Below are 23,918 nucleotides of genomic sequence, written 5' to 3'. Positions count from 1 at the left end.
CGCCGTACCGGACGGGATCATGGCTCGTCCGCAGCGCTGCAGAACACGAGCAGGGACGCGGTGAAGCCGTGCACGTGGTTGTGCCCGGCGACCGGGCCGACCTCGCCGGCGGCGAAGAAGCCGGCCACGCCGACGGGCCCCAGCGTGTCGCGCACCGCGATCGCGTCGTGGTCGGGTGTGCCGAACATGGCCGAGCCCCGCCCGTTGCAGGAGAACAGCAGCGCCCCGTCCACCTTGCCGATCTCCTCGCGGTGGGCGTCGAGCAGGTCGTACAGGTCCTCGTCGGCGGTGGCGGCGTCCCTGACCTGGAAGCGTACGGTCCTGCCGACCTCGACGATGTCGCCGATGGCCACGGCCTCGCGTTCGGGGTCGATGCCGATGACGCCCCGGATGAGGAAGTCGCCGCGTTCGTGGCGTTCGGCGTATTCGTCCATCGCCAGGCCGATCTGCAGGCCGGCGGCGACGAGGTCGCGGTCGTCCTCGTCCAGCTCGGTGACGATGTCCTCCAGGCGGGCCAGGGCCGGCTGGCCGGCCAGTTCGAGCAGCAGGTTGTCCTCCGACGCGGTGACGACCATGCTCGGCCCGATCGGGCGGCAGCCCTGGCTGACCACGGTGCTGATCTTCACCGGGCCGCTGATCAGCACGCCGATCGCGCCCTCGGTGTAGACCTCGCCGTCGGCGAACAACCGTACGGAACCGCGTCCCTGCAACCCGTTGGCGAGCCCCCCGACCAGCGGCAGGTCGCCCAGGACGTCGACCGAGCGCTCGACGAAGGCGTCGGTCGGAAAGCTGTACGGATCGGTCAGCAGAATCGCCACGTGGTCGTCCTGGCCGCGTTCCGGCAGCCCGACCACCACGAACCTGTCCTCGGCCGTCAGCGTCTCCAGCGCGAACGTCGTCAACCGGGCCCCGTCCAAGGTCGCGGCCCAGGCACTGACAGCGGGCGTCAGCTCGACCCCCTGCCCGTCGCCGATCACTCCCGTGGCGCTGCATCCGATCACGTTCGCCTCGGGCGCGAGTTTCATCGCGGCCTCTCCGGCCCGGGCGACGTCATCGGGATCGTCGCCGCAGATGAAGAAGCAGACCAAGTCGGCAGGGCCGCTGAGCCTCGACAGTGCCTGACCGACGGCGTTCTCCGCGGCCTCCACCAGGTCAGAACCCACGGCGAGGCCGTCGGCGAAGCGGCTTGTCATCAAGGCCACGCGTCTCGCCTCCTCGTCATGTCCAAGTTCCCTAGGCCCGATTCTCCCCACAAAGGGGACAAGCACGCGCACGAACCGTCACCTAATAGTCAAGATCCGAAATCTCCGCCAGGTGCGAAACTCCCTGCCACATTCTTCGTGGGGGACGTAGTCTCGGTTCCGTGCATCAGCCACGAATTCTCCGCGAGTTGCGAGAGAGCGGCCACGTTCATCGCACCGTCAAAGCCGAGGTCCGGGAAAACCTGCTGGCCAAGCTGCGGGCCGGTGAGCCACGCTTTCCCGGCATCGTGGGCTTCGACGACACCGTCCTGCCACACCTGGAGCGGGCACTGCTCGCCGGGCACGACCTCGTGCTCCTCGGCGAGCGCGGTCAGGGCAAGACCCGGCTCATCCGCACCGTGACGGGCCTGCTCGATGAATGGACGCCGATCGTCGAAGGCTGCGAGATCAACGACCACCCGTACGCACCGGTCTGCACCCGCTGCCAGGCACTCACGCGGGAGCTGGGCGACGAGCTGCCGATCGCGTGGAAGCACCGCGACGAGCGCTACGGCGAGAAGCTCGCCACGCCCGACACCTCCGTGGGCGACCTGATCGGCGACGTCGACCCGATCAAGATCGCCGAAGGGCGCACGCTCGGCGACCCTGAAACGGTCCACTACGGCCTCGTCCCGCGCACCAACCGCGGCGTCTTCTCCGTCAACGAGCTGCCCGACCTGGCCGAACGCATCCAGGTCTCGCTGCTCAACGTGCTGGAGGAGCGCGACATCCAGGTGCGCGGCTACAACCTGCGGCTGCCTCTCGACATCCTGCTCATCGCCAGCGCCAACCCCGAGGACTACACCAACCGGGGCCGGATCATCACGCCGCTGAAAGACCGGTTCGGCGCCGAGATCCGCACCCATTACCCGATGACCGTCGAGGACGAGCTGCGGCTCATCCGCCAGGAGTCCATGCCGGACATCGGAGCCGACATCCCCGAGCACCTGGTCGAGGTGATCGCCCGGTTCACCCGGCTGGTCCGCGAGTCGACGGCCGTCGACGCCCGTTCCGGCGTGTCGGCCCGCTTCTCGATCGCCGCCGCCGAGACCGCGGCCGCCTCCGCGGTGCGCCGGGCGGCCATCGCCCGCGAGGAGCAGGCCGTCGCGCGGGTGGTCGACCTCGCCTGCGTCGTCCACAGCCTGCGGGGCAAGGTGGAGTTCGAGGTCAGCGAGGAGGGCAGGGAGACCGAGATCCTGGCCCACCTGCTGCGCCGGGCCACGGCCGAGACGTTCAGGAACCGGCTGGGCGGCATGGACCTGTCGGCGGTGATCGACAAGTTCTCCGAGGGCAACCAGGTGGAGTCGGGTGAGCTCGTCCCGGCCGCCGAGCTGCTGCACCGCATGGGCCCGGTCACCGGGCTGGCCAAGGTCATGTCGCGGCTCGGCATGGGCGCGGGCGAGGAGTCGCCCGGTCACGCCGCCGCCGCCCTGGAGTTCGCGCTCGAAGGGCTCTACCTCATGCGGCGCCTGTCGAAGGAGGACGTCGACGGGGTGAGCGTTTACCGCACCTGAAAACATATGGGCGGTCTCCCGCGTCAAAAGGGATGACTGATCAGCAATTTCGGGGGAGACCGTCCATGCGTTCGTTCGTCTGCGCCGCGGCTGCCGCCGCGCTGGCCGTGAGCGGCTGCGCCGCGCCCGTCATGTCCGCGCCCACCACTGCGGAGGCTTCCGCCTCCACCCAGGTCGTGTACGGCTACGCCTGGGCCGACGGCGAGGGCCGCCTGCGGGTCGTGCCCAAGTCGGAGACCTTCGAGAAGCATGAGGGCGGCTTCTCCGGCTACCGGCTCTCGCCGGTCGCGGAGGCGAAGGAGCTGCGGCTCGACTACGGCGCGGCCACGTACGGGCGGGTCACGGTGGCGTGCGACCTGAAGGAGACCGAGGGGCAGGTCGCGCTCGACGACAAGGGCCTGGGCCGCACGGCGTGCAAGCCGTCCGATCTGGCCACCGAACTGGAGCGCGGCCCGGTGGCGCTGCGGGCCGAACACCGCGACGGCAGGGCGACCCGGATCAACGAGATCCTCGTCCCCGACTGGCCCGACCTGAAGACGGCGCAGGGCACGATCCAGCGGGTGGACGACAGCACCGTGCTGTTCTCGTCCGGGGGCAAGCAGGTCAAGCTGGGCTACACGTACGCGACGGTCTTCTTCCGCACCACGGCGAAGTGCGGCGACGGCTGGCTCACCGGCCGGCCCGTGAACGCGAACCAGGACGGCCTCGGCACGAAGCAGTGCGCCGCCGACGACCTCACCGAGGCGCTGTCGAAGCTGCGCCACCCGGTGCTGGTCAAGGTCGACTACACCCCGGAAGTCGACTCCCTGGAGCAGGTCTGGGAGGTCTTCGGGGACGCATGACCGGGCTCCGGGGGGCACATGGGAGCGTTTCTCGGGTTAGCGTGGGTTTCGTGATGGCCTTCCGCTATGGCGAGTTCCACGACGGCCCTGACCCCCTGGCCCCTCCCTACGACGTACGCGCGGCGCTCGACGAGATGGGCGACGCCATCCTGTCGGGCTCGACGCCGGTCCACGCCCTGCGCGACCTGCTCAAGCGCGGCCTGCCCGGCGTCCAGGAGCGCCGCGGCCTCGACGACATGCTCAGGGAGGTCCGGCGGCGCCGGCGCGACCTGCGCGAGAGCGGGCGGCTCGACGGCACGCTGGAGCGCGCCAGGGCGCTGCTCGACAAGGCGATCGGCCAGGAGCGGGCGGAGCTGTTCCCCGACCCGTCCGACGACGCCCGCATGCGGGAGGCGGGGCTCGACGCGCTGCCGGACGACACCGCCAGCGCCATCCAGGAGCTGAGCACGTACGACTGGCGGTCGGCCGCGGCCCGGCAGACGTTCCAGGAGCTGCGCGACCTGCTGCGCCGCGAGGTGCTCGACAGCCAGTTCAGGGGCCTGCGCGACGCCCTGGCCAACCCGGACCCCGAGGCCATGGAACGCGTCCGGCAGATGATGGCGGACCTGAACGACATGCTTGCCAAGGACGCCCAGGGCGAACACACCCAAGAAGACTTCGACGCCTTCATGGGGAAATATGGTGACCTGTTCCCCGAGAAGCCGCGCAACCTCGACGAACTCGTCGACATCCTGGCCCGCCGCGCCGCCGCCACGCAGCGCATGCTGGCCTCGATGACCCCGCGCCAGCGCGAGGAGCTGGCCGGCCTCATCAACCAGACCTTGGAGCAGACGGGTCTGTCCGACGAGATGCGCCGCCTCGGCGAGGCCCTCTACGCCCGCCGTCCCGACCTGGCCTGGAACGCGCCCGAGCGCATGACCGGCGACGAGCCGCTGTCCATGGGCGACGCGGTGACGGCGTTGGAGGAGCTGGCCGACCTCTCACAGCTGGAGTCCGCCCTGCGCCAGGACTACCCGGGCGCGCGGCTCGACGACATCGACGAGGCCGCCGTACGCCGTGCGCTCGGCCGCTCGGCGGTCGACGACCTTGAGGGGCTCAAGCGCATCGAACGCGAGCTGGAGGAGCAGGGTTACCTGCTGCGCCGCCGCGGCAAGCTGGAGCTCACCCCGAAGGCGGTGCGCCGACTGGGCGAGACGGCGCTGCGCCGGGTGTTCTCCTCGCTCGACGCCGGCCGCCGCGGCGACCACGACCAGCACGACGCGGGCTCGGCCGGCGAGCTCACGGGCTCCTCACGGCCATGGCGCTTCGGCGACGAGCAGCCCATCGACGTGGTGCGCACGCTCGTGAACGGCGTCCGCAGCGGCGGCGTCACCACCGGCGAACGCGTCGGCGTGCGGCTGTCCGTGGACGACTTCGAGGTGGCCGAGACCGAGCGCCGCAGCGCCGCGGCGGTCTGCCTGCTGGTGGACCTGTCGTACTCGATGGCGCTGCGCGGCACGTGGGCGGCGGCCAAGCAGACGGCGCTCGCCCTGCAGGCGCTGGTAGCCTCGAAGTTCCCGCAGGACGCCGTGCAGATCATCGGCTTCTCCAACTACGCCAGGGTGCTGCAGCCCGACGAGCTGGCGGGGCTCGACTGGGACATGGTGCAGGGCACCAACCTGCACCACGCGCTGCTGATCGCCGGCCGCCATCTCGACCGCCATCCCGACTTCGAACCGGTGGTGCTGGTGGTGACCGACGGCGAGCCGACCGCCCACCTCATGCGCAACGGCAGGTCGGCGTTCGAGTGGCCGCCGTCGCGGGAGACGCTGGAGCTGACGCTGGCCGAGGTCGACAAGATGTCCCGGCGGCGGGCCACCATCAACGTCTTCATGCTGGCGGCCGACGAGCGGCTGAAGGAGTTCGTGGACGAGGTGGCCCGCAGGAACGGCGGCCGCGTCTTCTCCCCCAGCGCCGAACGGCTGGGCGAGTACGTCGTCAGCGACTTCCTGCGCCTGCGCCGCGCCCGCTGACCCGAACTGTCGGTGCCGGCTGCCAGACTCGCCTGCCATGGAGGACATCGGGCTGCGTGACGTGGTGGAGGCCGACCTGGAGGTGTTCCTGGCGCAGGAGCACGACCCGGAGGCGGTGCGGCGGTCGAAGTTCCCGCCACGGGAGCGGGAGGCGTTCATCAGTCACTGGAAGGCGCGGGTCCTGGGCGACCCGACCGTGCTGGTGCAGGCCGTCCTGGTGGGCGGCGAGCTGGCGGGCAACGTCGTGGCCTGGTGGGAGGGCGAGCGGCGGTTCATCGGCTACTGGCTCGGCAGGGAGTTCTGGGGCCGCGGGGTGGGCACGCGGGCGCTGGAGCTCTTCCTGCGCAAGGAAGCCAACCGGCCGTTGCACGCCGATCCGTTCGAGGGCAACATCGCTTCGGTGCGGCTGCTGGAGCGCCACGGGTTCCGCCGCGCGGGCGTCACCGACGACGGGCACGTCCTGCTGGTGCTGGGCGGGGAGGATCAGGCGTCGACGAGGCGGGAGTAGAAGTCGAGGGCGACGTCGAAGCCGTCGCGGCAGTTGCGGTGGGAGCGGTAGCAGGGCCGCCAGGCCGAGCTCGCGCCGACGCCCGCCCGCGCGTCCTGCAGCGCCTGAGGCACGCGCTCGGGCCTGGGCAGCAGGCCGTGACCGAGGTAGCGCACCCCCGACAGCTCGGTGTGCTGCCCGGGGCCGCCGGAGACGAAGGTGCCGAGGCGCCAGCCGCTCTCTTCGTCCCACACCAGCGCGGTGCCGTCGGTGAGTTTCACGGTGGCGTCACGCGGCTCAGAAGGGCCTTCCCACCAGTCCGCGACCTCTGACCCGAGCAGGCCGATGACCCGCCGCACGTAGCAGATCGGCTGGTGCAGCCACTCATCGGTGTACGGCTCGACGTGCTTGATGGCCACGGACGGCACCCCCCTGCGCCCAAAAACGGTCGCCCAAATAGTGAGGAAACTGCGACGGGACCCAACCATACCCGCGCCTGAACTCAACCGGTCACAGAGCGTCTAGTCATAATGGACGATATTTGCGGCTGAATCGGGGAAGCAGTAGTTCCCATGATTGCCACAGTTCTCCTCATCATGTTCATGCTCTTCGCGGTGGTGAGCACGGAGCTGTGCATGCGTAGCTCCGCGGAGAGCAAAGAGAGTGTCGAGTCTCCGAAGGAGATCGTCGGCGACTAGTCTCAGCGGCATGGACCTGCTTCTCTGGCTGCACATCGGGTTCGCGATCTTCACGATCGGCCCGATCACCGCCGCGACGATGGCCGCGCCGCGCGTCATCCGCAACAAGAACGTCCCCGCGCTCCAGTTCATCCAGCGGACGACCCGGATCTACAGCATCGGCGCCCTGGGGGTCTTCGTCTTCGGCCTGGTGCTCGGCATCGTGATGGGTGGCGGGATCCTCGGCCGGTGGTACATGTCGGCCTCGATGACGCTGTTCATCGTGGCGGCCGTGCTGCTCGTCATCATCGACCGCGACCTGCGCGCCGCCGTACGCGCCCTCACGAGCGAGAGCGCCGAGGACGACGCGCAGGTGCAGAACGGCCGGATCGCCGCGATCAGCGGGCTGGTGTCGGTGATCTGGCTGGTGATCCTCTTCCTGATGGTGGTGCCGGAGTAGGCGCCTAGCCCAGCGCGCGGGTGAGGTCGGCGAGCAGGTCGTCGACAGTCTCGATGCCGACCGACAGGCGTACGAGGTCGGCGGGCACCTCCAGCGGCGACCCCGCGGCCGAGGCGTGCGTCATGCGGCCGGGGTGCTCGATCAGCGACTCCACGCCGCCGAGCGACTCGCCCAGCGTGAACAGCTCCGCCCGGTTGCACATCTCCACGGCTTCCGCCTCGCCTCCGGCGACGCGGAACGACACCATGCCCCCGAACCTCTTCATCTGCTTGGCCGCCACCTCGTGGCCAGGGTGCTCGGCGAGCCCCGGGTAGAGCACCTCCGTCACACGCGGGTGGGCCAGCAGCAGGTCGACGACGCGTTCTGCGTTGTCGCAGTGGCGGTCCATGCGGACGCCGAGGGTCTTCAGGCCGCGCAGCGTGAGCCAGGCGTCGAACGGCCCGGCCACCGCACCCATCGCGTTCTGGTGGTAGGCGAGCTGCTCGCCGAGGCCGCTGTCGGCGGCCACGAGCGCGCCGCCGACCACGTCGGAGTGGCCGCCGACGTACTTCGTGGTCGAGTGGACGACCACGTCGGCGCCCAGCGCGATGGGCTGCTGCAGGTACGGCGAGGCGAAGGTGTTGTCGACGACCAGCAGCGACCCGTTGTCGTGGGCGAGCTGCGCCAGGGCGGCGATGTCGGCGATGCCGAGCAGCGGGTTGGTGGGCGTCTCGACCCAGACGACCTTGGTCTTCTGCGTCATGGCCGCGGCCACGGCGTCGAGGTCGTGCAGCGGCACGGGGTCGTAGTGCAGGCCCCAGGCCTCGTGCACCTTGGCGAACAGGCGGTACGTGCCACCGTACGCGTCGTTGGGGATGATCACGTGGTCCTGCGGCTTGCACACCGCGCGCAGGAGGGTGTCCTCGGCGGCGAGCCCAGAGGCGAACGCCAGCCCCCTCGCCCCGCCCTCCACGGCGGCCAGCGCGGCTTCGAGCGCGGTCCTGGTGGGGTTCGCCGAACGGCTGTACTCATATCCGGAACGCAGGCCGCCCACGCCGTCCTGCTTGTACGTGGACGTGGCGTAGATCGGCGGCACGACCGCGCCGGTCAGCGGGTCGGGCTCCTGACCTGCGTGAATGGCCAAGGTCTCAAAACCGTTGCTCATACACCACACGTTAGTGGAAGCCGGCCCGCGCCTCGGTCCCCACCGAGTCGCGGGCCGCTTCAGGGCCGCCGTCCCCCGACGGCCCACCTGGGGCCCGCGCGCCCTGCGCACGCGAGCCCAAGGTCGTCAGGCGTCCGTACGGGAGAGCAGCACGGGGTCGGCCAGCGCCAGCAGCACTCCGACGACCAGCAGCACGATTCCGATGGCCAGCATGTCCATCTCCTTCCGACCTCTCCAGCATCCGCGACGCGCCCAGGCCGCCGCCTCCGCTGAAGGACGGGTTCGCGGCCGTGCTGTTCGGCCGAACGGTGGATACGAGCGGTACGACTCGCGGCCTAGGCTCGACACCGTGGCCGACTCCAAGCGCATCGTGTACTGGGTCCGGCGGCTGGGCGAGATCGCCATGCTCGGCTGCCTGGCCATGATGCTGCTGATGGACGTCCTGCTCGGCGTCGTCGTCGGGACGCTCCAGTGGGTGGTGCCGGTGTGCGGCGCGGTCGGCATGGTCGCCGTGATCCTGCGGCGCAGGTGGCGGCTGGGCGGGTTCGCCGTGATGCTGGCGCTGTCGCTCGCCACGTCGCTGCTGGTCGGCTTCACCGGTTTCAGGGGCATACCGGGGGCCGCGGAGACGGGGGCGCTGCTCATCCTGCTCATCGGGGTCCTGCGGCACGTGGAGCCGGTACGCCAGGCGGTCGTCCTGTCGATCGTGGCGCTGGTCGTGCTGATGACCGAGGCGAGCGCGCGCGACTACAACGGCTCGGGCCTGGCGTTCTCCTTCCTGCTGTTCGTGGGCTGGTCGACGGCCGCCGGGATCGGCGGCTACCTCCGCTTCCAGCAGGAACGCCGGGTGGAGGCGGTGCACGCGGTGCGCAGGGCCGAACGCCTGGAGATCGCCAGGGAGCTGCACGACCTGGTCGCCCACCACATCACCGGCATCGTGGTGCAGGCCCAGGCCGCGCGTACGGTCGCCGCGACCAAGCCCGAGGCCGTCTCGCCCGCGCTCGACGCGATCGCCACGGCCGGGTCGGAGGCGCTGACCTCGATGCGGCGCATGGTCACGGTGCTCCGCACGGAGGACGACGCGGCCCGCACGCCGGGCGTCACCATGGCCGACCTGCGGATGATGACCGACCGGTTCTCCGCCGACGGGCCGAAGGTGGCCTTCGAGATCGGCTCCGGCTTCGACGACCGCACGCTGCAGCCGGAGGTCATGACGACCGTGCACCGGGTGCTCCAGGAGGCGCTGACGAACGTGCGCAAGCACGCGCCGCGGGCCGCCTGGGTCGAGGCGTCCCTGCGCCGCCACGAGGGCAGCGCGGTGCTGCGGGTGCGGAACTTCGGGTTCGGCTCAGACCCGCGGCTGGCCGGCCTGGGCGGCGGGTTCGGTCTGGTCGGGATGGCCGAGCGGGTGGAGGCGCTGGGCGGCCGGTTGTACGCCGGGCCCTCGCCGGAGGGGGCCTGGGAGGTGTTCGCCGAGTTCCCGCTGTCCTGACGCGACGACCCGCTCGAACACCTCCTCGCCCAGCCGGTCCCGCAGCCGCGCGACGATCCGTTCCGCATCGAGCCGCTCAGCCGCGGGCAACGGCACGCCCACCTCCTGCCGGATCGCCCCCGCCACCCCGACCAGCTCAGCCGCCCTGATGACCCAGGCGTCGGACGACGTTTCCACGCCCGACAGTGACAGGGCGCCGGCCAGGCCCTCCAGGGCCAGGGCGACGGCGCGGGGGTCGGCGGTGGCGCGGGCCGCCTCGTGGCCCTCGCGGTGGCGGGCCAGCGCGAGCCGTGCGTCGCCGCGCTGCTCGGCGGCGAACCCCAGCTCGGCCATGATGAACGCGATCCCGGACGTCCCGCGCACCTGCCGCAGCCAGCCGAGCACGGGCAGCAGGTACGCCTCGGCCTCGTCGTACCGGCCCTGCCTGCGGGCGCTCATGGCCAGGCCGAGCAGCGCGTTCTCCTCGGCCGACTTGTACGACTGCGCCACCGCCAGCCGCCTGGCCCGCTCGTGCAGGTCGTCGGCGGCCGCGTAGTCGCGCTTCAGCAGCGCGATCCGCCCCAGCCCGGCCAGCTTGTACGACACCTCGAACCCGAGCGCCTCCGCCAGCCGCAGCCCTTCCCTCCGCAGCCGGGCGGCCTTCGGGTAGTCGCCGCGGATCTCGGCCGCCCGGTCCAGCACGTCCATGGCCTCGATCTGTCCCCAGCCGTCACCCAGCTCCCGGAACCGCGCGAGGCCCCGCTCCCCGTCGCGTTCCATCGCGGCCAGGTCGCCGCGGCCGACGGCGAGCTTGGCCCGCAGGCACAGCGCCGCCGCGATCCCCCACCGATCTCCCAGCGCCTCGTACGCCGCCAGCGCCCGCCCGGCCGCCGCCTCATGCGCGGCGTGATCGCCGTACGCCCAACGGACATGCGTCAGCAGCCAATCGGCCAGCGCCTCCCCCGCCAGGTCGAGCTCCTCCCGCCGTACGGACACGGCGGTCTCCCCGATCAGCGACTCCACCCCAGCCAGCCAAACCGCCGCCCGCCCCGCGTCACCACCCGCGCCGGTGACCCGTGTGGTCGCCTCGGGGGCGTTGATGGCGGTGGTCAGGGAGCGGCGGGCTTCGCGGAGGCGGCCGCGCAGGATCCAGTACCAGGCCAGCGCGTTGACCAGGCGCAGCGGGTAGGGCCCCGCGAGCGCGCGGCGGAGGTTGGCGGTTTCCGCGTCGAGCCGTTCCAGCCACTCCCGCTGCCCCGGCCCCCGGAGGTCGGCGCGCTCGGCCAGCGCCGTGTAGTAGCGCGCGTGCCGCTCCCTGACCAGGTCGTCCTCCCCCGCCTCGCGCAGCCGCTCCACGCAGTACGCGGCCACGGACTCCAGCAGGCGGAACCGTGGCCCGGGGACGCGGACGACCAGCGACCGGCCCACCAGGCGGGCCAGAGTGTCCAGCACGTCCACCCCTGGTTCCGCGGACACCTCCTCGGCGGCCTCCAGCGTGCACCCGTCGGCGTGCACGGCCAGCCGCCGCAGCACCACCCGCTCGGCCTCGCCCAGCAGCTCCCAGCTCCAGTCGATGACCGCCCGGAGCGTACGCTGCCGGGCGGGGGCGTCGCGCGTCCCGGCGCTGAGCAGCCGGAACCGGTCGTCCAGCCGGTCGGCGAGCTCGTGAACGCCCAGCGCGCGCACGCGGGTGGCGGCCAGTTCCAGGGCCAGCGGGAGGCCGTCGAGCCGCCGGCAGACGGTGGCCACGGTCTCGTCCGGCTCGACACCGGCCCGTGCCGTGAACAGGCGTACGGCCTCGGGCTCCGGAAGCGGCGGCACGACCCGTACACGCTCGCCGGTCACCCCGAGCGGCTCCCGGCTGGTCGCCAGCACCCGCAGCCCGGGAACGGCCCGCAACAGCTCCGCCACGAGCCCGGGGACCGTGCTGCCACCAGCACCATCGTGCGTGGCCCCGCTGCCGTGCGGCGGGTTCGCCTCGGCCCCGCCTCCCCTCGCGCGGGTGGCCGGGTCCAGGAGGTGTTCGCAGTTGTCGAGGATCAGGAGAACGTCTTTGCCGGTCAGTGCGCCGGCCAGGCGGGAGGCCAGCGGGAGCGTGTCGTCGTCGCGTACCCCCAGCACCGCCGCCACCGCCTCGGACGGGTCCACCGCTCCGGCGAGCTCCACCAGCCACACCCCGTCGGGCGCGGTCACACCGCGAGCGGCCTCCAGCGCGAGGCTGGTCTTCCCGACGCCGCCCGGCCCCGTGAGCGTCACCAGCCGGGCGGCGGCCAGCAGCCCGCGCACGTCGGCCACGTCGGCGTCCCGTCCGATCAGCTCCGTCAGGGGCGCGGGCAGGTTCGTCGGTCCACTCCTGACCGCCGAAGCCACCGGGCGGTGCAGGGCGGTGTCCTGGCGGAGGACGGCCTGGTGGAGCGCGGTCAGCTCGGGCGACGGGTCCACCCCCAGCTCCTCGGCCAGCCGCCCCCGCAGCTCCGCGTACGCCGCCAGCGCCTCACCCTGCCGCCCGCCCCGGTACAGCGCCCGCATGTGCGCCGCCACCAGCCGCTCCCGCAGCGGATGCCGGGCGACCAGCGAGCCGAGGTCCACGGGCTCCCCCAGGTCGAGATGGAGCTCAGCCTGCTCCTCCAGCGCCGCGAGCCGCGCCTCCTCCAGACCGGCCGCCTCGGCGCGCACGAACTCCGCGTCGGCGAACTCCGCGTACGCGGGCCCGCGCCACAACGCCAGGGCTTGCCCCAGCTCCCCCGCCCGCACCCGCGGGTCACGCGAACGACGCCCGACGAGCGCCCGGAACCGCCCGGCATCACAGTCACAGCCCGCCAGCCGATACCCCCCAGGACCGTGCAGAACGGCGCCACGGTCGCCGAGCGCACGGCGCAGCTCCGAGACACGAGCCTGAAGGGTGCCGCGCGGGTTACGACCGGCCCGCTCCCCCCACAGGTCCTCGATCAGCCGGTCCGCCGAAAGCGGCCCGCCCCCGTGGACGAGCAGGTCGGCCAGGAGCGCCCGCACCTTGGGCTCGGCCACCTCGACAGGACGGCCGTCCTCCGTACGGACCCGCAACGGCCCGAGCACTCCGAAACGCAACACACCCAACCCAACCCGTGGCGGGCCCGAAGGATTTCCGTAGCGGCCGGCCGGATGGTCGAGGGCATGAGCGAAGTGACAGTGGTGGGACTCGGCCCGATGGGGTCGGCGATGGCCGTGGCGTTCCTGGCCGCGGGCCACGAGGTGGCGGTCTGGAACCGCACGGCGAGCAAGGCGGACGCGCTGGTGGACAAGGGCGCCAGGCGGGCGGGGTCGGCGGCCGACGGCGACCTGCTGGTGGTCAGCCAGACCGACTACCCGGCGATGTACGACAGCTTCGGCGAGGCGAGGCTCGACGGGAAGGTGGTGGTCAACCTCAGCTCCGGCACCCCCGAGGAGCTGCGCGCGGCGGCCGGCTGGGTCGCCGGGCGCGGCGGCACGCTGGTCACCGGGGGCGTCATGGTGCCGCCGCCGGCGATCGGGCAGCCGGGGGCGTACACGTTCTACAGCGGCCCCGAGGACGTGCTCGACCGGCACGCCGCGACCCTGAAGGCCCTCGGCCAGGTCACCTACGTGGGGGCCGACCAGGGGCTGGCGATGACGTACTATCAGGCGCAGCTGCTGATGTTCTGGTCGAGCCTGACCAGCTTCATGCACGCCCTCGCCCTCATGCGCAGGTCGGGCGTGCCGGCGAGGGACTTCCTGCCGTTCGCGGGGGAGCTGTTCACCTCGATGGGCGGCGACGGCCCCATGGGGTACGCGAAGATTCTCGCCGAGGAGGCGGAGGCCGGCGTCTACCCGGGCGAGCTCAACTCCCTGCACATGCAGGCCGTGGGCCTCGGCCACGCCGTGGACGCGCTGGCCGAGGCCGGTCTGGAGACCACGGTGCCGCAGGCGCTGCGGCGGCTCTTCGAGCGCGCGGACGCCGAAGGCCGCGGCGATGAGGGCCTCGGCACCGTGATCGAGTCGATCATGAAGCCCTAGCGGTTGGCGAGGAAGGCGAGCAGGTCCTGCCGGGTGATCAGCCCGGCGGGCTTGCCGTCGTCCAGCACGACCGCCGCATCCGCCTTTTCCAGCGCTTCCACCGCACGAGCCACGGGTTCACCACTGCCGATCGTGGGTAGCGGGGCCGACATATGTTCGGAGATCGGGTCGTCGGACGAAAGCTTTCCGCGGTAGAGAGCGTCGAGGAGGTCGCGCTCGACGATCGAGCCGACCACCTCGGCCGCCATGACCGGCGGCTCCTCCTTCATCACGGGCAGCTGCGAGACGGAGTACTCGCGCATGATCGAGATGGCCGTGCCGACCGACTCGTGCGGGTGGGCGTGCACGAACTCCGGCAGCCCCGGACCCTTGCGCGCCAGCACGTCGCCGACCAGCCCCTCCTCCGACGACTCGGTCAGGAAGCCGTAGTCGGCCATCCAGTCGTCGTTGAAGATCTTGGACAGGTAACCTCGGCCGCCGTCGGGCAGCAGCACGACCACCATGTCGTCGGGCGAGGCCGCGGCCGCCACCCGCAGCGCCGCCACCACGGCCATGCCGCAGGAGCCGCCGACCAGCAGCCCCTCCTCGCGGGCGAGCCTGCGGGTCATGGTGAAGGAGTCCTTGTCGGACACCGCGATGATCTCGTCGCAGATGGTCGTGTCGTAGGTGGCCGGCCAGATGTCCTCGCCGACGCCCTCCACGAGGTACGGACGGCCGCTGCCGCCGGAGTAGACCGAGCCCTCCGGGTCGGCCCCGATGATCTTCACGCGACCGCCGGAGACCTCCTTGAGGTAGCGGCCGGTGCCGCTGATCGTGCCGCCGGTGCCGATGCCGGCCACGAAGTGCGTGACCCGGCCCTCGGTCTGCTCCCAGATCTCCGGCCCCGTCGAGTGGTAGTGGGAGTCGGGATTGTTGACGTTGGAGTACTGGTCGGGCTTCCAGGCGTTCGGGATCTCGCGGGCCAGCCGGTCGGAGACCGAGTAGTAGGACTCGGGGTGGTCGGGCGCGACGGCGGTCGGGCAGACGACGACCTCGGCGCCGTACGCCCGCAGGACGGAGATCTTGTCCTGGGCCACCTTGTCGGGCACGACGAACAGGCACCGGTAGCCCTTCTGCTGCGCCACGATGGCCAGCCCGACGCCGGTGTTGCCCGAGGTGGGCTCCACGATGACGCCGCCAGGGCGCAGCTCGCCGGACTTCTCCGCGGCTTCGATCATGCGCACCGCGATCCGGTCCTTGACGGAGCCGCCCGGGTTGAAGTACTCGACTTTGGCGAGCACCTGCGCAGGCACCCCCGCATTGACTTTGTGCAGCCTGACGAGTGGGGTGTTCCCCATCAGCTCGACCAGGGAATCGTAAACGCGCACCGAGGTGTTCACCTTCTTTGCCGAAGCTTGATCAGCTTGTCGTCGGCCGAGGTCCCCTGGGGGTGACAGGGCCTCGGTTACTTTCAAGCAAACGCTACCGCCGAGTTCGACCGGGGAGGGCACGTACGTGGTGTGGCCAGCAGGGATGGCGCGGGCGGCACGCAAGATCGCTACCGCGGCTGCGCTCGGAGGGGGCGGGCTCACCGCCCTCGGAGCCACGGCGTACGGCCTGCTGATCGCTGAAGGACTGCTCGCACGCAGGGTCATCGGCCAGCCGCACGGCCTGGACGGCCCGGTCTCCGACGGCGTGTACGGCGACTTCCCCGGCGAGCCGATCAGGATGGCCATGCTGGGCGACTCGACGGCCGTGGGCCTCGGCATGACCGACCCGGCCAAGACCCCGGGCGTGCTGCTGGCCAACGGCCTGGCCTCGGTGGCCGAGCGCCCGGTGCGCCTCGTCGTCGCCGCCAAGTCCGGCACGCCGTCGGCCGAGCTGGTCGAACAGGTGGACGTCGCCCTCGCCATGGAGGCCGACCTCGCGGTGATCTTCGTGGGGGCCAACGACATCATCACGCAGACGCCGCCCGCGACGGCCGTACGGCATCTGACCAAGGCGGTGCGGCGGCTGCGCGACGCGGGGGCCGAGGTGGTCGTGGGCACCTGCCCCGATCTCGGCACGGTGCGGCCGATCGCCCAGCCGCTGCGCTGGGTGACGCGGCGCTGGAGCCGCCAGCTGGCCGCGGCGCAGACGGTCGCCGTGGTCGACGCCGGAGGGCGTACGGTGGCGTTCGCCGACGTCCTAGGGCCCGAATTCGACGCAAATCCGGCAGAAATGTTCGGACCGGATCGTTTCCATCCATCTGACCGAGGTTACGCGCAGGCCGCTTACGCGGTGCTACCGTCGGTGTGCGCAGCGTTGGGGCTTTGGCCTGAACCGCACCCCCGGCGCGGCGAAGCACTGCAACCGATATACCTCGCGGCGGCGACGGCCGCGGAGGAGCCCGGCACCGAGGTCACCGCGACCCGGGTCGACGGGCGGGCGACGGGCCTGCACGGTAAGTGGGTGACGTTGTTCCGCCGGCGGCTCGGCGAGCCGCTCAACGACGCCTGACGGCTCAGCGAGACCGCGCCCGGTCACCCTCCGGGCCGGAGCCGCCACTCCCCGTTCTCATTGGAGTGGATTGCCTGTGCTCCGGTCCCTTTGGAAACCGTCCCTCGCCCTCGCCGGAACCCTCGCCGCGACGGCCTGCTCCGGCAGCGACGCGGCCACCACCGAATCCACGACCTGGCACAACACCCACGTCAACGCCGTCAGCCGGATGGCCGTGGCGGCCGGGGTCGTGGCCGCCACCTCCATGAAGCCCGACGGCACGCTCGAGACGGTCGCCCTCGGCCTGCGCGACGGCAGGCGGCTGTGGGCCCAGCCGGCCACGATGGCGGGCCGCCTGCCCGGCATGGGCGTCTCCACGCCGGCGGTCGTCGAGACGTCCCCGGGCAAGGCCGTGGTCGTCGCGCTCGACCCGGTCAAGAAGGGCCGCTGGAACGCCACCCTCACCGCCCGCGACGCACATTCGGGCGCGCGCAAGTGGAGCAGGCCGGTGCACTCGACGTTCGGGCCGCAGCGATGCGGGCCCTACGTCTGCCTGTCGGAGCACACCGCCCTGGCCAAGGCGCGCATGGTCGTGCTCGAACCGTCGACCGGCAAGGTGCTGTGGCGGCTGCCCGGCATCTCCGAGGTCGAGTGGTACGACCGCTCCCGCGTCCTGCTGCTGCGGCTGTCCGCCAGCCCCTCGGTCGAGTCGTACGAGCTCAAGACCGGCAAGCTGCAGTGGCAGCAGCCGATCGAACAGGCGCTCGGGCCGGGCATCGACGTGTCGGGCGGGTGGGCGTTCGGCGCGGCGGGCGACGACCTGGTCGGCTACGTCGCCCCCTACACCCACCCGCAGACGCGGAAGGTCTCCACGTTCGGGCTGTTCTCCGTCAGGATCTCCGACGGGACGATCAACTGGATGCGCCCCTCCGTCGTACGCGTCTATCCGAGCGGCAACCCCGGCCACGCCCCCGTCGTCCGCCCGGTCGACCCGCAGGGCTCCTACGGCGGGTTCGCCCGGCTCGACCCCCAGAGCGGGCGGGTGGTCGGCCAGATCCCGGCCGCCGACGTGCCGGGCTCCGGCTGGTGGCTGGCCTTCCCCGAGCGCATGGACAAACTGGGCTTCCTCACCCACAACGCCAAGGGCACGGCGTTCGACCTGGCCTCCGGCGGCCCCATCTCGGTGGAGGAGCAGCGCGGCTGGTCGTTCTGCGTCACCGACCCCAAGCCGCTGCCCCTGCGCGGCCAGCCGCCGGGCTTCTACTCCACGGCCGCCATCTGCGAGTACGACCTGGCCACGGGCAAGCGCGTCTCGCCGGCGGCGGCTCCGCCGCTGTGGTTCACCGGCAGCCAGGAGGGCTGGCGGCTGTGGCGCGACGAGAAGGGCGCCGTCCACGCGGTGCACGACCACACGGGGACGACGCCGGGTATGTACGGATAACGCCCGGGGCCGGCGCGGGCCCCGAGCGAAGAACTGGAATATAGTTCTACTATTAGCGCCGACAAAGGAGGGGCCATGCCCGAGGCAGTCATCGTCGCAACCGCGCGTTCCCCGATCGGGCGAGCCTTCAAGGGCTCGCTGAAGGACATCCGGCCCGACGACCTGACCGTGCAGATGATCCAGGCCGCGCTGGCGAAAGTGCCCCAGCTCGACCCGTCGTCGATCGACGACATCATGCTCGGCTGCGGCCTGCCCGGCGGCGAGCAGGGCTTCAACATGGCCCGCGTGGTGGCGGTGCTGCTCGGGCTCGACAACGTGCCCGGCACCACCGTGACGCGTTACTGCTCCTCGTCGCTGCAGACCACGCGGATGGCCTTCCACGCCATCAAGGCGGGCGAGGGCGACGTGTTCGTCTCGGCCGGCGTCGAGACCGTGTCGCGCTTCACCAAGGGCAACTCCGACTCGCTGCCCGACACGCACAACCCGGCCTTCCTGAGCGCGCTGGGCCGTACGAAGGAGTTCGGCAAGGGCGGCAAGACCTGGCACGACCCGCGTGAGGACGGCGAGGTCCCCGACGTCTACATGGCGATGGGCCAGACCGCCGAGAACGTCGCCCAGATCAAGGGCATCTCCCGCCAGGAGCAGGACGAGTTCGGCGTGCGCTCGCAGAACCTCGCCGAGAAGGCGCTGGCCGACGGGTTCTGGGAGAAGGACATCACGCCGGTGACCCTGCCCGACGGCACCGTGGTCAGCAAGGACGACGGCCCGCGGCCCGGCACCACGTACGAGAAGGTCTCCTCGCTGCAGCCCGTCTTCCGCCCCGACGGCACGGTCACGGCCGGCAACTGCTGCCCGCTGAACGACGGCGCCGCCGCGGTGGTCGTGATGAGCGACGTCAAGGCCGCCGAGCTGGGCATCACGCCGCTGGCCCGGATCGTCTCCACCGGCGTCTCCGGCCTGTCGCCCGAGATCATGGGCCTCGGGCCGGTCGAGGCGACGAAGCAGGCGCTGGCCAGGGCCGGCATGGCGATCGACGACATCGACCTGGCCGAGATCAACGAGGCGTTCGCGGCCCAGGTGATCCCGTCGTACCGCGAGCTGGGCATCGAGCTCGACCGGCTCAACGTCAACGGCGGCGCGATCGCGGTCGGGCACCCGTTCGGCATGACCGGCGCGCGGATCACCTCCACGCTGATCAACGGCCTCCAGCACCACGACAAGAGCATCGGACTGGAGACGATGTGCGTGGGCGGCGGCCAGGGCATGGCCATGATCGTCGAGCGCCTCGGCTGATCGACGCACCGCGTTCGCCCGGCGCCCGGCCTCACGGCCGGGCGCTTCGCGTGTGCCCTTCCGGTCAGCCGTGGTGGTCGGGGCCGGCGTGGGCCGGGGTGATGCTCATGATGACGCGGTGTTCGCGCTCCATCGCGGCGCGGTAGTCGTCCCAGTCGGGGTGTTCGCCGGAGATGCCGCGGTAGTAGGCGATCAGGTGCTCCATGGCGTCCGGCAGAGCGATGATCTCCGTCGTGCCGTCGAGCTGGATCCAGTCGCCGTAGAAGCGGTCGGTGAAGACGCACAGCGAGACCTGCGGGTCGCGGCGGGCGTTCTTCACCTTGATCGCGGTTTCCCTGGAGCTGATGACCACGCGGCCGTTCTCGACCCCGGCGACGACCGGGGACATCTGCGGGCGCCCGTCGCGATGCCTGGTGAGCAGGACCGCGTGGTGGTTGGCGCGAAGGAAGTCAAGTGCCTTGTCGAGATCCATTCCCTCATGATGACGCGCCCGCGCTGGCAGCGCGGGCGCGGGGGGACGGTGTGGGGTCTAGATGAAGCCCCGACGGTTACGGCGGTGCCGCTCGTGTTCGCGCACGATGGCGGCGGCATAGCCGTGAGTGAGCCCGTGCTCGTCGGCGAGCCAGTTGGCCCGCTCGTCACACCGTAGGAAAGCCGGGCCGTTGTCGATGGCTTGGAACCACTCGGGGAGTTCGCGTCCCGTTATCGATGGGACCCTTGCGATGAGCTTCGTCTGCGTCTCCGGTGAGTGGTTCAAGATCATGGGCACCTCCGCGGTTAACGCTTCTTTGCTTGACACTGCAACACAGATGTACAGATGGCAACCCCCCGTAAGGGCATCATTCCGTGACGGTCGGTAGATCTTCGATCGCACAACGAAAAGGGCCCCGCCGGATCGGCGAGGCCCTCATCACGTCGCGGACGGTCAGTCGCTGCTGTTGAAGTAGTAGACCAGCCGCAGCACCTCGAGGTAGATCCACACGAGGCTGAGCGTCAGGCCGAACGCGCACTGCCAGGCGAACTTCTCCGGAGCGCCCTGGCGGACGCCCTGCTCGATCGAGTCGAAGTCGAGCAGCAGGAAGAAGCAGCCGAGCAGGATCATCGCGGCGCTGAAGATCCAGCCGAGCGGGGAGTCGGTGCGCAGCCCCAGGCCGCCGTCGACGAAGAAGCCGGCGACCAGGTTGACCAGCACCAGGGCGAGGGCCGCGAGGCCGGCGGCGATGGTGAACTTCACCAGCTTGGGTGTGACGCGCACGATGCGCAGCGAGTAGACGGTCAGCACCGCGCCGAAGGCGAACGCCGTGCCGAGCACCGCCTGCAGCACGATGCCGCTGACCATGCCCTCGAAGAGGGAGCTGATCGTGCCGAGGAAGACGCCCTCGAACACCGCGTACGCGAGGATGAGCGCCGGGTTGGTGCTCATGGTGAACGAGGCGATCAGCCCCAGCACCAGGGCCACGACGGCGGCGCCGATGGCGATCATCGGCGGGACCTGGAGGTACCAGGCCGCGGCGGCGGCCACGACGAGCGCCCCGAGGGTCAGGAACCCTCGAACCACGACGTCGTCGAGCGTCATGGTGCGGAACGCCGGCCGGGACGGGGTGTACGACGGCGTGTCGTACATGTTCTGCAACTGGTCGGGGGACGGGGTGGGGCCGGCCCAGCCCGTCGCGGCCTGCTGCCGCGACCTGCTGAATACGGGGTTCTTGCTCTGCATCGCTGCCTCCTGTGTCGCCGACCTGCGGGGCCGGCGGCACCTTGGTCAACTGTGACGCTCAGTCAGATGTTCCTACGAAACCTACGGCTGCGTTCACAACGAACATGCCCGCCGTGGAGTTCCCATGGTCATCCCGAGACGGAGAAATCTTCGTCATGGGAGCCCCTCGGGTGACGCCCGCCGGGGGCGGCGGGCCGGACCGGGCAGGCGACTATAGGCGCCGACCGGGTTTTCACCGTCGAAAAGTCTCGCCGTGAAGCGTAGTCAACCTTTCACGGAAAGAAACGACGGGGCTCTCCCCAGAGATTGCAGATGACCGGCGCGAAGTCAATATCGAGAGGAACACGATAAGTTTTCAGCCGCGCAAACATGGACTGCCTGTCCGGCCCCGAGAGGGAGACTCCTGACCGCGTGCTCAGCCCCTACGCCACCGGGGCTGAAGCACGTCGCGCCGCCCCTACTGAGTAACAACTCGATATCGGCTGCGCGAGTCCGTCCGTCGATCGCGGTAAACCTCCAGGTCAGTGACCTAAAGGGAAGGTAAAGAGGCAGTGCCCCCGGCGGGATTCGAACCCGCACGTCAACCCTTTTAAGGGGTTTGCCTCTGCCATTGGGCTACGGGGGCGCCGCAATCATACGAAACGGACCATGCTTCCGAGGAGCACAACTTCGCATCAAGCGTCACAACTGTGAAGACTAGTGTGAAGTGATAGGACTCCGGGCACTCTGTCCAAGAAGAGTAGACCGTCCAGATGGTCCAGTTGGTGCTGAATGCAGCGGGCTTCGAAGGCATCCGCTTCGATGGTGACGGCCTCCCCCGTACCTGGCAAATGCCCATGTACGGTGATACGCGTCGCGCGGGGGACGTCCGCGCTCAGCCCCGCGACGGAGGCGCAGCCCTCGCGCCCCTCGTTCCAGTGGGCGGCGCCGGCGAGCCGTGGATTGGCCACCACGAGCTCTCCGGCCCTTGACCGGGCCTTGGGGTGGCGACCGGCGTCGAAGGCGATGAGGCGCCAGCTCAGGCCGATCTGGGGGGCCGCGAGGCCCGCCGTGGCGGGCTCGTTGCGCAGGGTCGCGAGAAGGTCGGCCGCCGCGGCCACGACTTCGGGCGCGGTCGGGTCCACCGGTTCTGCCATGGCCGACAGCACCGGGTGGGGCGCCCCGAGCACCTGCCGCGGGGTTCCCTTCACAGCAGGTCCGGTTCGACGGGGCGGAAGGTGATCTGCGAGTCGAGGCTCGCGCCGACGGCCGCGAGCCTGCGCATGAGCGCCGCCACGTCCACGTCCTTGGGCAGGTCGACGTCGGCGATCAGCACGTAGAGGCGGCCGGTCAGCCGGGTGCTCATGCCGGTGATGTTGCCGCCGTCGGCGGCGAGCACGGCGCTGATGGCGGAGATGATGCCCGGCCGGTCGGGGCCGTGGACGGTCAGCACGTAGCCGACTCCTTCGGGGCCGCCGCCGTCGTCGCAGAAGTGACGGCGCGCGTCGATGGCGGAGGCGGTCACGACCAGGTCGGGCGCGCCCAGGCGTTTCCTCAGCTCGGCGGGGTCGAGGTCGCCCGACACCAGCAGCATCATCGCCACGTGCCCGCCGAGCAACGTCATGGTCGAGTCCTGGATGTTCGCTCCGCACTCGGCCAGCGAACCGGTGACCGCGGCGATCACGCCGGGCCGGTCGACGCCGAGCACGGTCACCGCTGAGAGCCCCACCCCTTGTGCCCCTTCCCTTGCGACCAGGGGCGCCGAGACGCCCCGGCGGTGACCGCCGGGGCGTTGCCGTTCCCGGGCTAGCGGCGAGTCGTCGCCACGGCGGCCCTGAATCCCTCGCGTGGATGTTCCATCTCACCCAGCGAGATGGTCTCGCGCTTGAAGAACAGGGCCAGGGTCCAGTCGACGACGACGCGGACCTTGCGATTCAGCGTCGGCACCCGCGACAGATGGTAGGTGCGGTGCATGAACCACGCAGGGAATCCGCGAAGCTTGACGCCGTAGACGTTGGCGACGCCCTGGTGCAGGCCGAGACCTGCGACCGATCCGACGTACTTGTGGCGGTATTGCAGCAATTCCTGACCGCGCAGGTGGCGGACGATGTTGTCGGCCAGCACCTTGGCCTGGCGGACGGCGTGCTGGGCGTTGGGTGCGCAGAACTGGCCCGGGTTGGTCACGTCGGGCACCCCGGCGGCGTCGCCGGCCGCGAACGCGTCGCGCGTGCCCGCCACGGTGAGCAGGGCGGTGGTCTTGATCCGGCCGCGCTCGTCGAGCGGCAGGTCGCTGTCGTTGACGACCGGGCTCGGCTTGACGCCGGCGGTCCACACGAGGGTGTCGGCGTCGAACTCCGTGCCGTCCGAGAGCACCACGCGGCCGTCCGTGCACGACTCCAGGCGGGTCTCCAGCCGGACGTCGATGCCGCGCTCGCGCAGCTGCTCGAGGGTCCACCTGCCCATCTCGGGCCCGACCTCGGGCAGCACCCGGGTGGTGGCCTCCACCAGCACCCAGCGGATGTCGGACGGCTTGATGTTGCGGTAGTAACGGGTGGAATCCTTGGCCATGTCCTCCAGCTCGGCCAGCGCCTCGACGCCCGCGAAACCGGCGCCGACCACGACGAACGTCAGCGCCCTGCGCCGCACCTCGGGGTCGTCGGTCGACTCGGCCACGTCGAGCAGGTGGAGCACGCGGTTGCGCAGCGCGATGGCCTCACCCACGGTCTTGAAGCCGATGCCGATGTCGGTGAGACCGGGGATGGGCAGCGTACGCGAGATGGAGCCGGCCGCCATCACGAGCACGTCGTAGGAGAGCTGGCGGGCCTCGCCCTCGGCCGGTTGGAACGTGACGGTGCGCCCGGCGTGGTTCACCTTCGTCACCGTCCCGTTGAGGATGTGGGCCTTCGGCAGGATCCGCCGCAGCGGGGCCACCATGTGGCGCGGCGAGAGGTTACCCGCCGCCGCCTCCGGCAAGAAGGGCTGGTAGGTCATGTAGGACTGGGGGTCGATGATCGTGATGCGGGCTTCGCCACCGCGCAGCTCACGGTGGAGCTTGCGCTGCAGCCGCAGCGCCGTGTACAGGCCGACGTATCCGCCGCCGACGATCAAGATGTGCTTGTTCATCCTGAGGCCCCATCCCTCGTCGAATGCTTGTGAAAGCATTCACAAGCTT

21 protein-coding genes, 1 tRNA gene and 1 pseudogene are annotated in these 23,918 nt (G+C 70.9%); 11 read left to right on the top strand and 12 right to left on the bottom strand.

All coding sequences use genetic code 11. The features are described 5' to 3' along the window. Positions 1-17 precede the first annotated feature (17 nt). Entirely contained in the window at positions 18-1,193 is a 1,176-nt protein-coding gene (locus tag E1286_RS08370) for an FIST signal transduction protein (RefSeq protein ID WP_132610436.1), read from the bottom strand. 170 nt (positions 1,194-1,363) lie between these two features. On the opposite strand from E1286_RS08370, the gene E1286_RS08365 reads away from it, so the two are divergent. The 4 genes from E1286_RS08365 to E1286_RS08350 all read left to right on the top strand — a co-directional run bounded on the left by E1286_RS08365 (position 1,364) and on the right by E1286_RS08350 (position 6,117). Then, a complete protein-coding gene (locus tag E1286_RS08365; protein ID WP_132610390.1) occupies positions 1,364-2,755 on the top strand; it encodes a sigma 54-interacting transcriptional regulator in 1,392 nt (463 codons plus the stop codon). 65 nt (positions 2,756-2,820) lie between these two features. Then, on the top strand, positions 2,821-3,597 hold the full coding sequence (locus tag E1286_RS08360) for a hypothetical protein (protein ID WP_132610388.1): 777 nt from the start codon (positions 2,821-2,823) through the stop codon (positions 3,595-3,597). Between the two features lie 53 nt (positions 3,598-3,650). Then, positions 3,651-5,609 carry a vWA domain-containing protein gene (locus E1286_RS08355; RefSeq protein ID WP_132610386.1) on the top strand — a complete coding sequence of 653 codons (1,959 nt, stop codon included), beginning with the start codon at positions 3,651-3,653 and terminating at the stop codon, positions 5,607-5,609. Between the two features lie 37 nt (positions 5,610-5,646). Further along, entirely contained in the window at positions 5,647-6,117 is a 471-nt protein-coding gene (locus tag E1286_RS08350; RefSeq protein WP_132610384.1) for a GNAT family N-acetyltransferase, read from the top strand. Here E1286_RS08350 and E1286_RS08345 read toward each other — a convergent pair. Further along, positions 6,093-6,515, bottom strand: a complete 423-nt coding sequence (locus E1286_RS08345) for a DUF6292 family protein (protein ID WP_246074587.1) — start codon at positions 6,513-6,515, stop codon at positions 6,093-6,095. The genes E1286_RS08350 and E1286_RS08345 overlap by 25 nt on opposite strands. 153 nt (positions 6,516-6,668) lie before the next feature. Here E1286_RS08345 and E1286_RS51185 point away from each other — a divergent pair, with 153 nt between their 5' ends. Both E1286_RS51185 and E1286_RS08340 read left to right on the top strand, forming a co-directional pair. Further along, a complete protein-coding gene (locus E1286_RS51185) occupies positions 6,669-6,794 on the top strand; it encodes a hypothetical protein (protein WP_281282637.1) in 126 nt (41 codons plus the stop codon). A 10-nt stretch (positions 6,795-6,804) separates the two neighbouring features. Further along, the gene (locus E1286_RS08340; RefSeq protein ID WP_132610380.1) at positions 6,805-7,233 is read left to right on the top strand and encodes a hypothetical protein; all 429 of its coding nucleotides are present in this window, start codon (positions 6,805-6,807) and stop codon (positions 7,231-7,233) included. Positions 7,234-7,237: 4 nt separating this feature from the next. Here the strand turns inward: E1286_RS08340 and E1286_RS08335 are convergent, their stop codons facing one another. Further along, the gene (locus E1286_RS08335; protein ID WP_132610378.1) at positions 7,238-8,377 is read right to left on the bottom strand and encodes a cystathionine gamma-synthase; all 1,140 of its coding nucleotides are present in this window, start codon (positions 8,375-8,377) and stop codon (positions 7,238-7,240) included. 202 nt (positions 8,378-8,579) lie between these two features. On the opposite strand from E1286_RS08335, the pseudogene E1286_RS49105 reads away from it, so the two are divergent. Beyond that, positions 8,580-9,803: pseudogene (locus E1286_RS49105) on the top strand (sensor histidine kinase); the annotation flags it as partial. Here the strand turns inward: E1286_RS49105 and E1286_RS51690 are convergent. Beyond that, on the bottom strand, positions 9,726-12,938 hold the full coding sequence (locus E1286_RS51690) for an AfsR/SARP family transcriptional regulator (protein ID WP_342776172.1): 3,213 nt from the start codon (positions 12,936-12,938) through the stop codon (positions 9,726-9,728). The pseudogene E1286_RS49105 and the gene E1286_RS51690 sit on opposite strands and share 78 nt — an antisense overlap. Before the next feature lie 63 nt (positions 12,939-13,001). Here E1286_RS51690 and E1286_RS08320 point away from each other — a divergent pair, with 63 nt between their 5' ends. Next, the gene (locus tag E1286_RS08320) at positions 13,002-13,859 is read left to right on the top strand and encodes an NAD(P)-dependent oxidoreductase (protein ID WP_223189715.1); all 858 of its coding nucleotides are present in this window, start codon (positions 13,002-13,004) and stop codon (positions 13,857-13,859) included. Here the strand turns inward: E1286_RS08320 and E1286_RS08315 are convergent. Continuing rightward, entirely contained in the window at positions 13,856-15,226 is a 1,371-nt protein-coding gene (locus E1286_RS08315; protein WP_132610372.1) for a cystathionine beta-synthase, read from the bottom strand. The two genes, E1286_RS08320 and E1286_RS08315, sit on opposite strands and share 4 nt — an antisense overlap. A gap of 127 nt (positions 15,227-15,353) precedes the next feature. On the opposite strand from E1286_RS08315, the gene E1286_RS08310 reads away from it, so the two are divergent. The 3 genes from E1286_RS08310 to E1286_RS08300 all read left to right on the top strand — a co-directional run bounded on the left by E1286_RS08310 (position 15,354) and on the right by E1286_RS08300 (position 19,050). Further along, entirely contained in the window at positions 15,354-16,337 is a 984-nt protein-coding gene (locus E1286_RS08310; RefSeq protein WP_342776171.1) for an SGNH/GDSL hydrolase family protein, read from the top strand. Between the two features lie 76 nt (positions 16,338-16,413). After that, complete coding sequence (locus E1286_RS08305; protein WP_132610370.1) at positions 16,414-17,757, top strand: outer membrane protein assembly factor BamB family protein; 1,344 nt, start codon at positions 16,414-16,416, stop codon at positions 17,755-17,757. Positions 17,758-17,832: 75 nt separating this feature from the next. Then, the gene (locus E1286_RS08300) at positions 17,833-19,050 is read left to right on the top strand and encodes an acetyl-CoA C-acetyltransferase (protein ID WP_132610368.1); all 1,218 of its coding nucleotides are present in this window, start codon (positions 17,833-17,835) and stop codon (positions 19,048-19,050) included. 64 nt (positions 19,051-19,114) lie between these two features. Here E1286_RS08300 and E1286_RS08295 read toward each other — a convergent pair whose 3' ends face one another. From E1286_RS08295 to E1286_RS08265, 7 genes are all read right to left on the bottom strand, one after another. Then, complete coding sequence (locus tag E1286_RS08295; protein ID WP_132610366.1) at positions 19,115-19,522, bottom strand: PPOX class F420-dependent oxidoreductase; 408 nt, start codon at positions 19,520-19,522, stop codon at positions 19,115-19,117. 57 nt (positions 19,523-19,579) lie between these two features. Next, positions 19,580-19,813 (bottom strand): DUF4287 domain-containing protein, encoded by a 234-nt coding sequence (locus E1286_RS08290; RefSeq protein ID WP_132610364.1) that lies wholly within the window; start codon positions 19,811-19,813, stop codon positions 19,580-19,582. Positions 19,814-19,975: 162 nt separating this feature from the next. Further along, positions 19,976-20,767 carry a Bax inhibitor-1/YccA family protein gene (locus tag E1286_RS08285; protein ID WP_132610362.1) on the bottom strand — a complete coding sequence of 264 codons (792 nt, stop codon included), beginning with the start codon at positions 20,765-20,767 and terminating at the stop codon, positions 19,976-19,978. 552 nt (positions 20,768-21,319) lie between these two features. Continuing rightward, positions 21,320-21,392, bottom strand: a tRNA-Leu gene (locus E1286_RS08280). Positions 21,393-21,441: 49 nt separating this feature from the next. Further along, entirely contained in the window at positions 21,442-21,936 is a 495-nt protein-coding gene (locus tag E1286_RS08275; RefSeq protein ID WP_281282639.1) for a peptide deformylase, read from the bottom strand. A gap of 17 nt (positions 21,937-21,953) precedes the next feature. Then, positions 21,954-22,475 (bottom strand): glycine cleavage system transcriptional repressor, encoded by a 522-nt coding sequence (locus E1286_RS08270; RefSeq protein ID WP_132610358.1) that lies wholly within the window; start codon positions 22,473-22,475, stop codon positions 21,954-21,956. 77 nt (positions 22,476-22,552) lie between these two features. Beyond that, the gene (locus E1286_RS08265; protein ID WP_132610356.1) at positions 22,553-23,869 is read right to left on the bottom strand and encodes an NAD(P)/FAD-dependent oxidoreductase; all 1,317 of its coding nucleotides are present in this window, start codon (positions 23,867-23,869) and stop codon (positions 22,553-22,555) included. Between the last annotated feature and the right edge of the window lie 49 nt (positions 23,870-23,918).

Origin of the sequence: Nonomuraea terrae, assembly GCF_004348995.1 — a bacterium.
Taxonomy (GTDB): Bacteria; Actinomycetota; Actinomycetes; order Streptosporangiales; family Streptosporangiaceae; genus Nonomuraea; species Nonomuraea terrae.
Note: the sequence above shows the minus strand (reverse complement) of the source record. Positions and strands in the feature narration are given on the sequence as shown.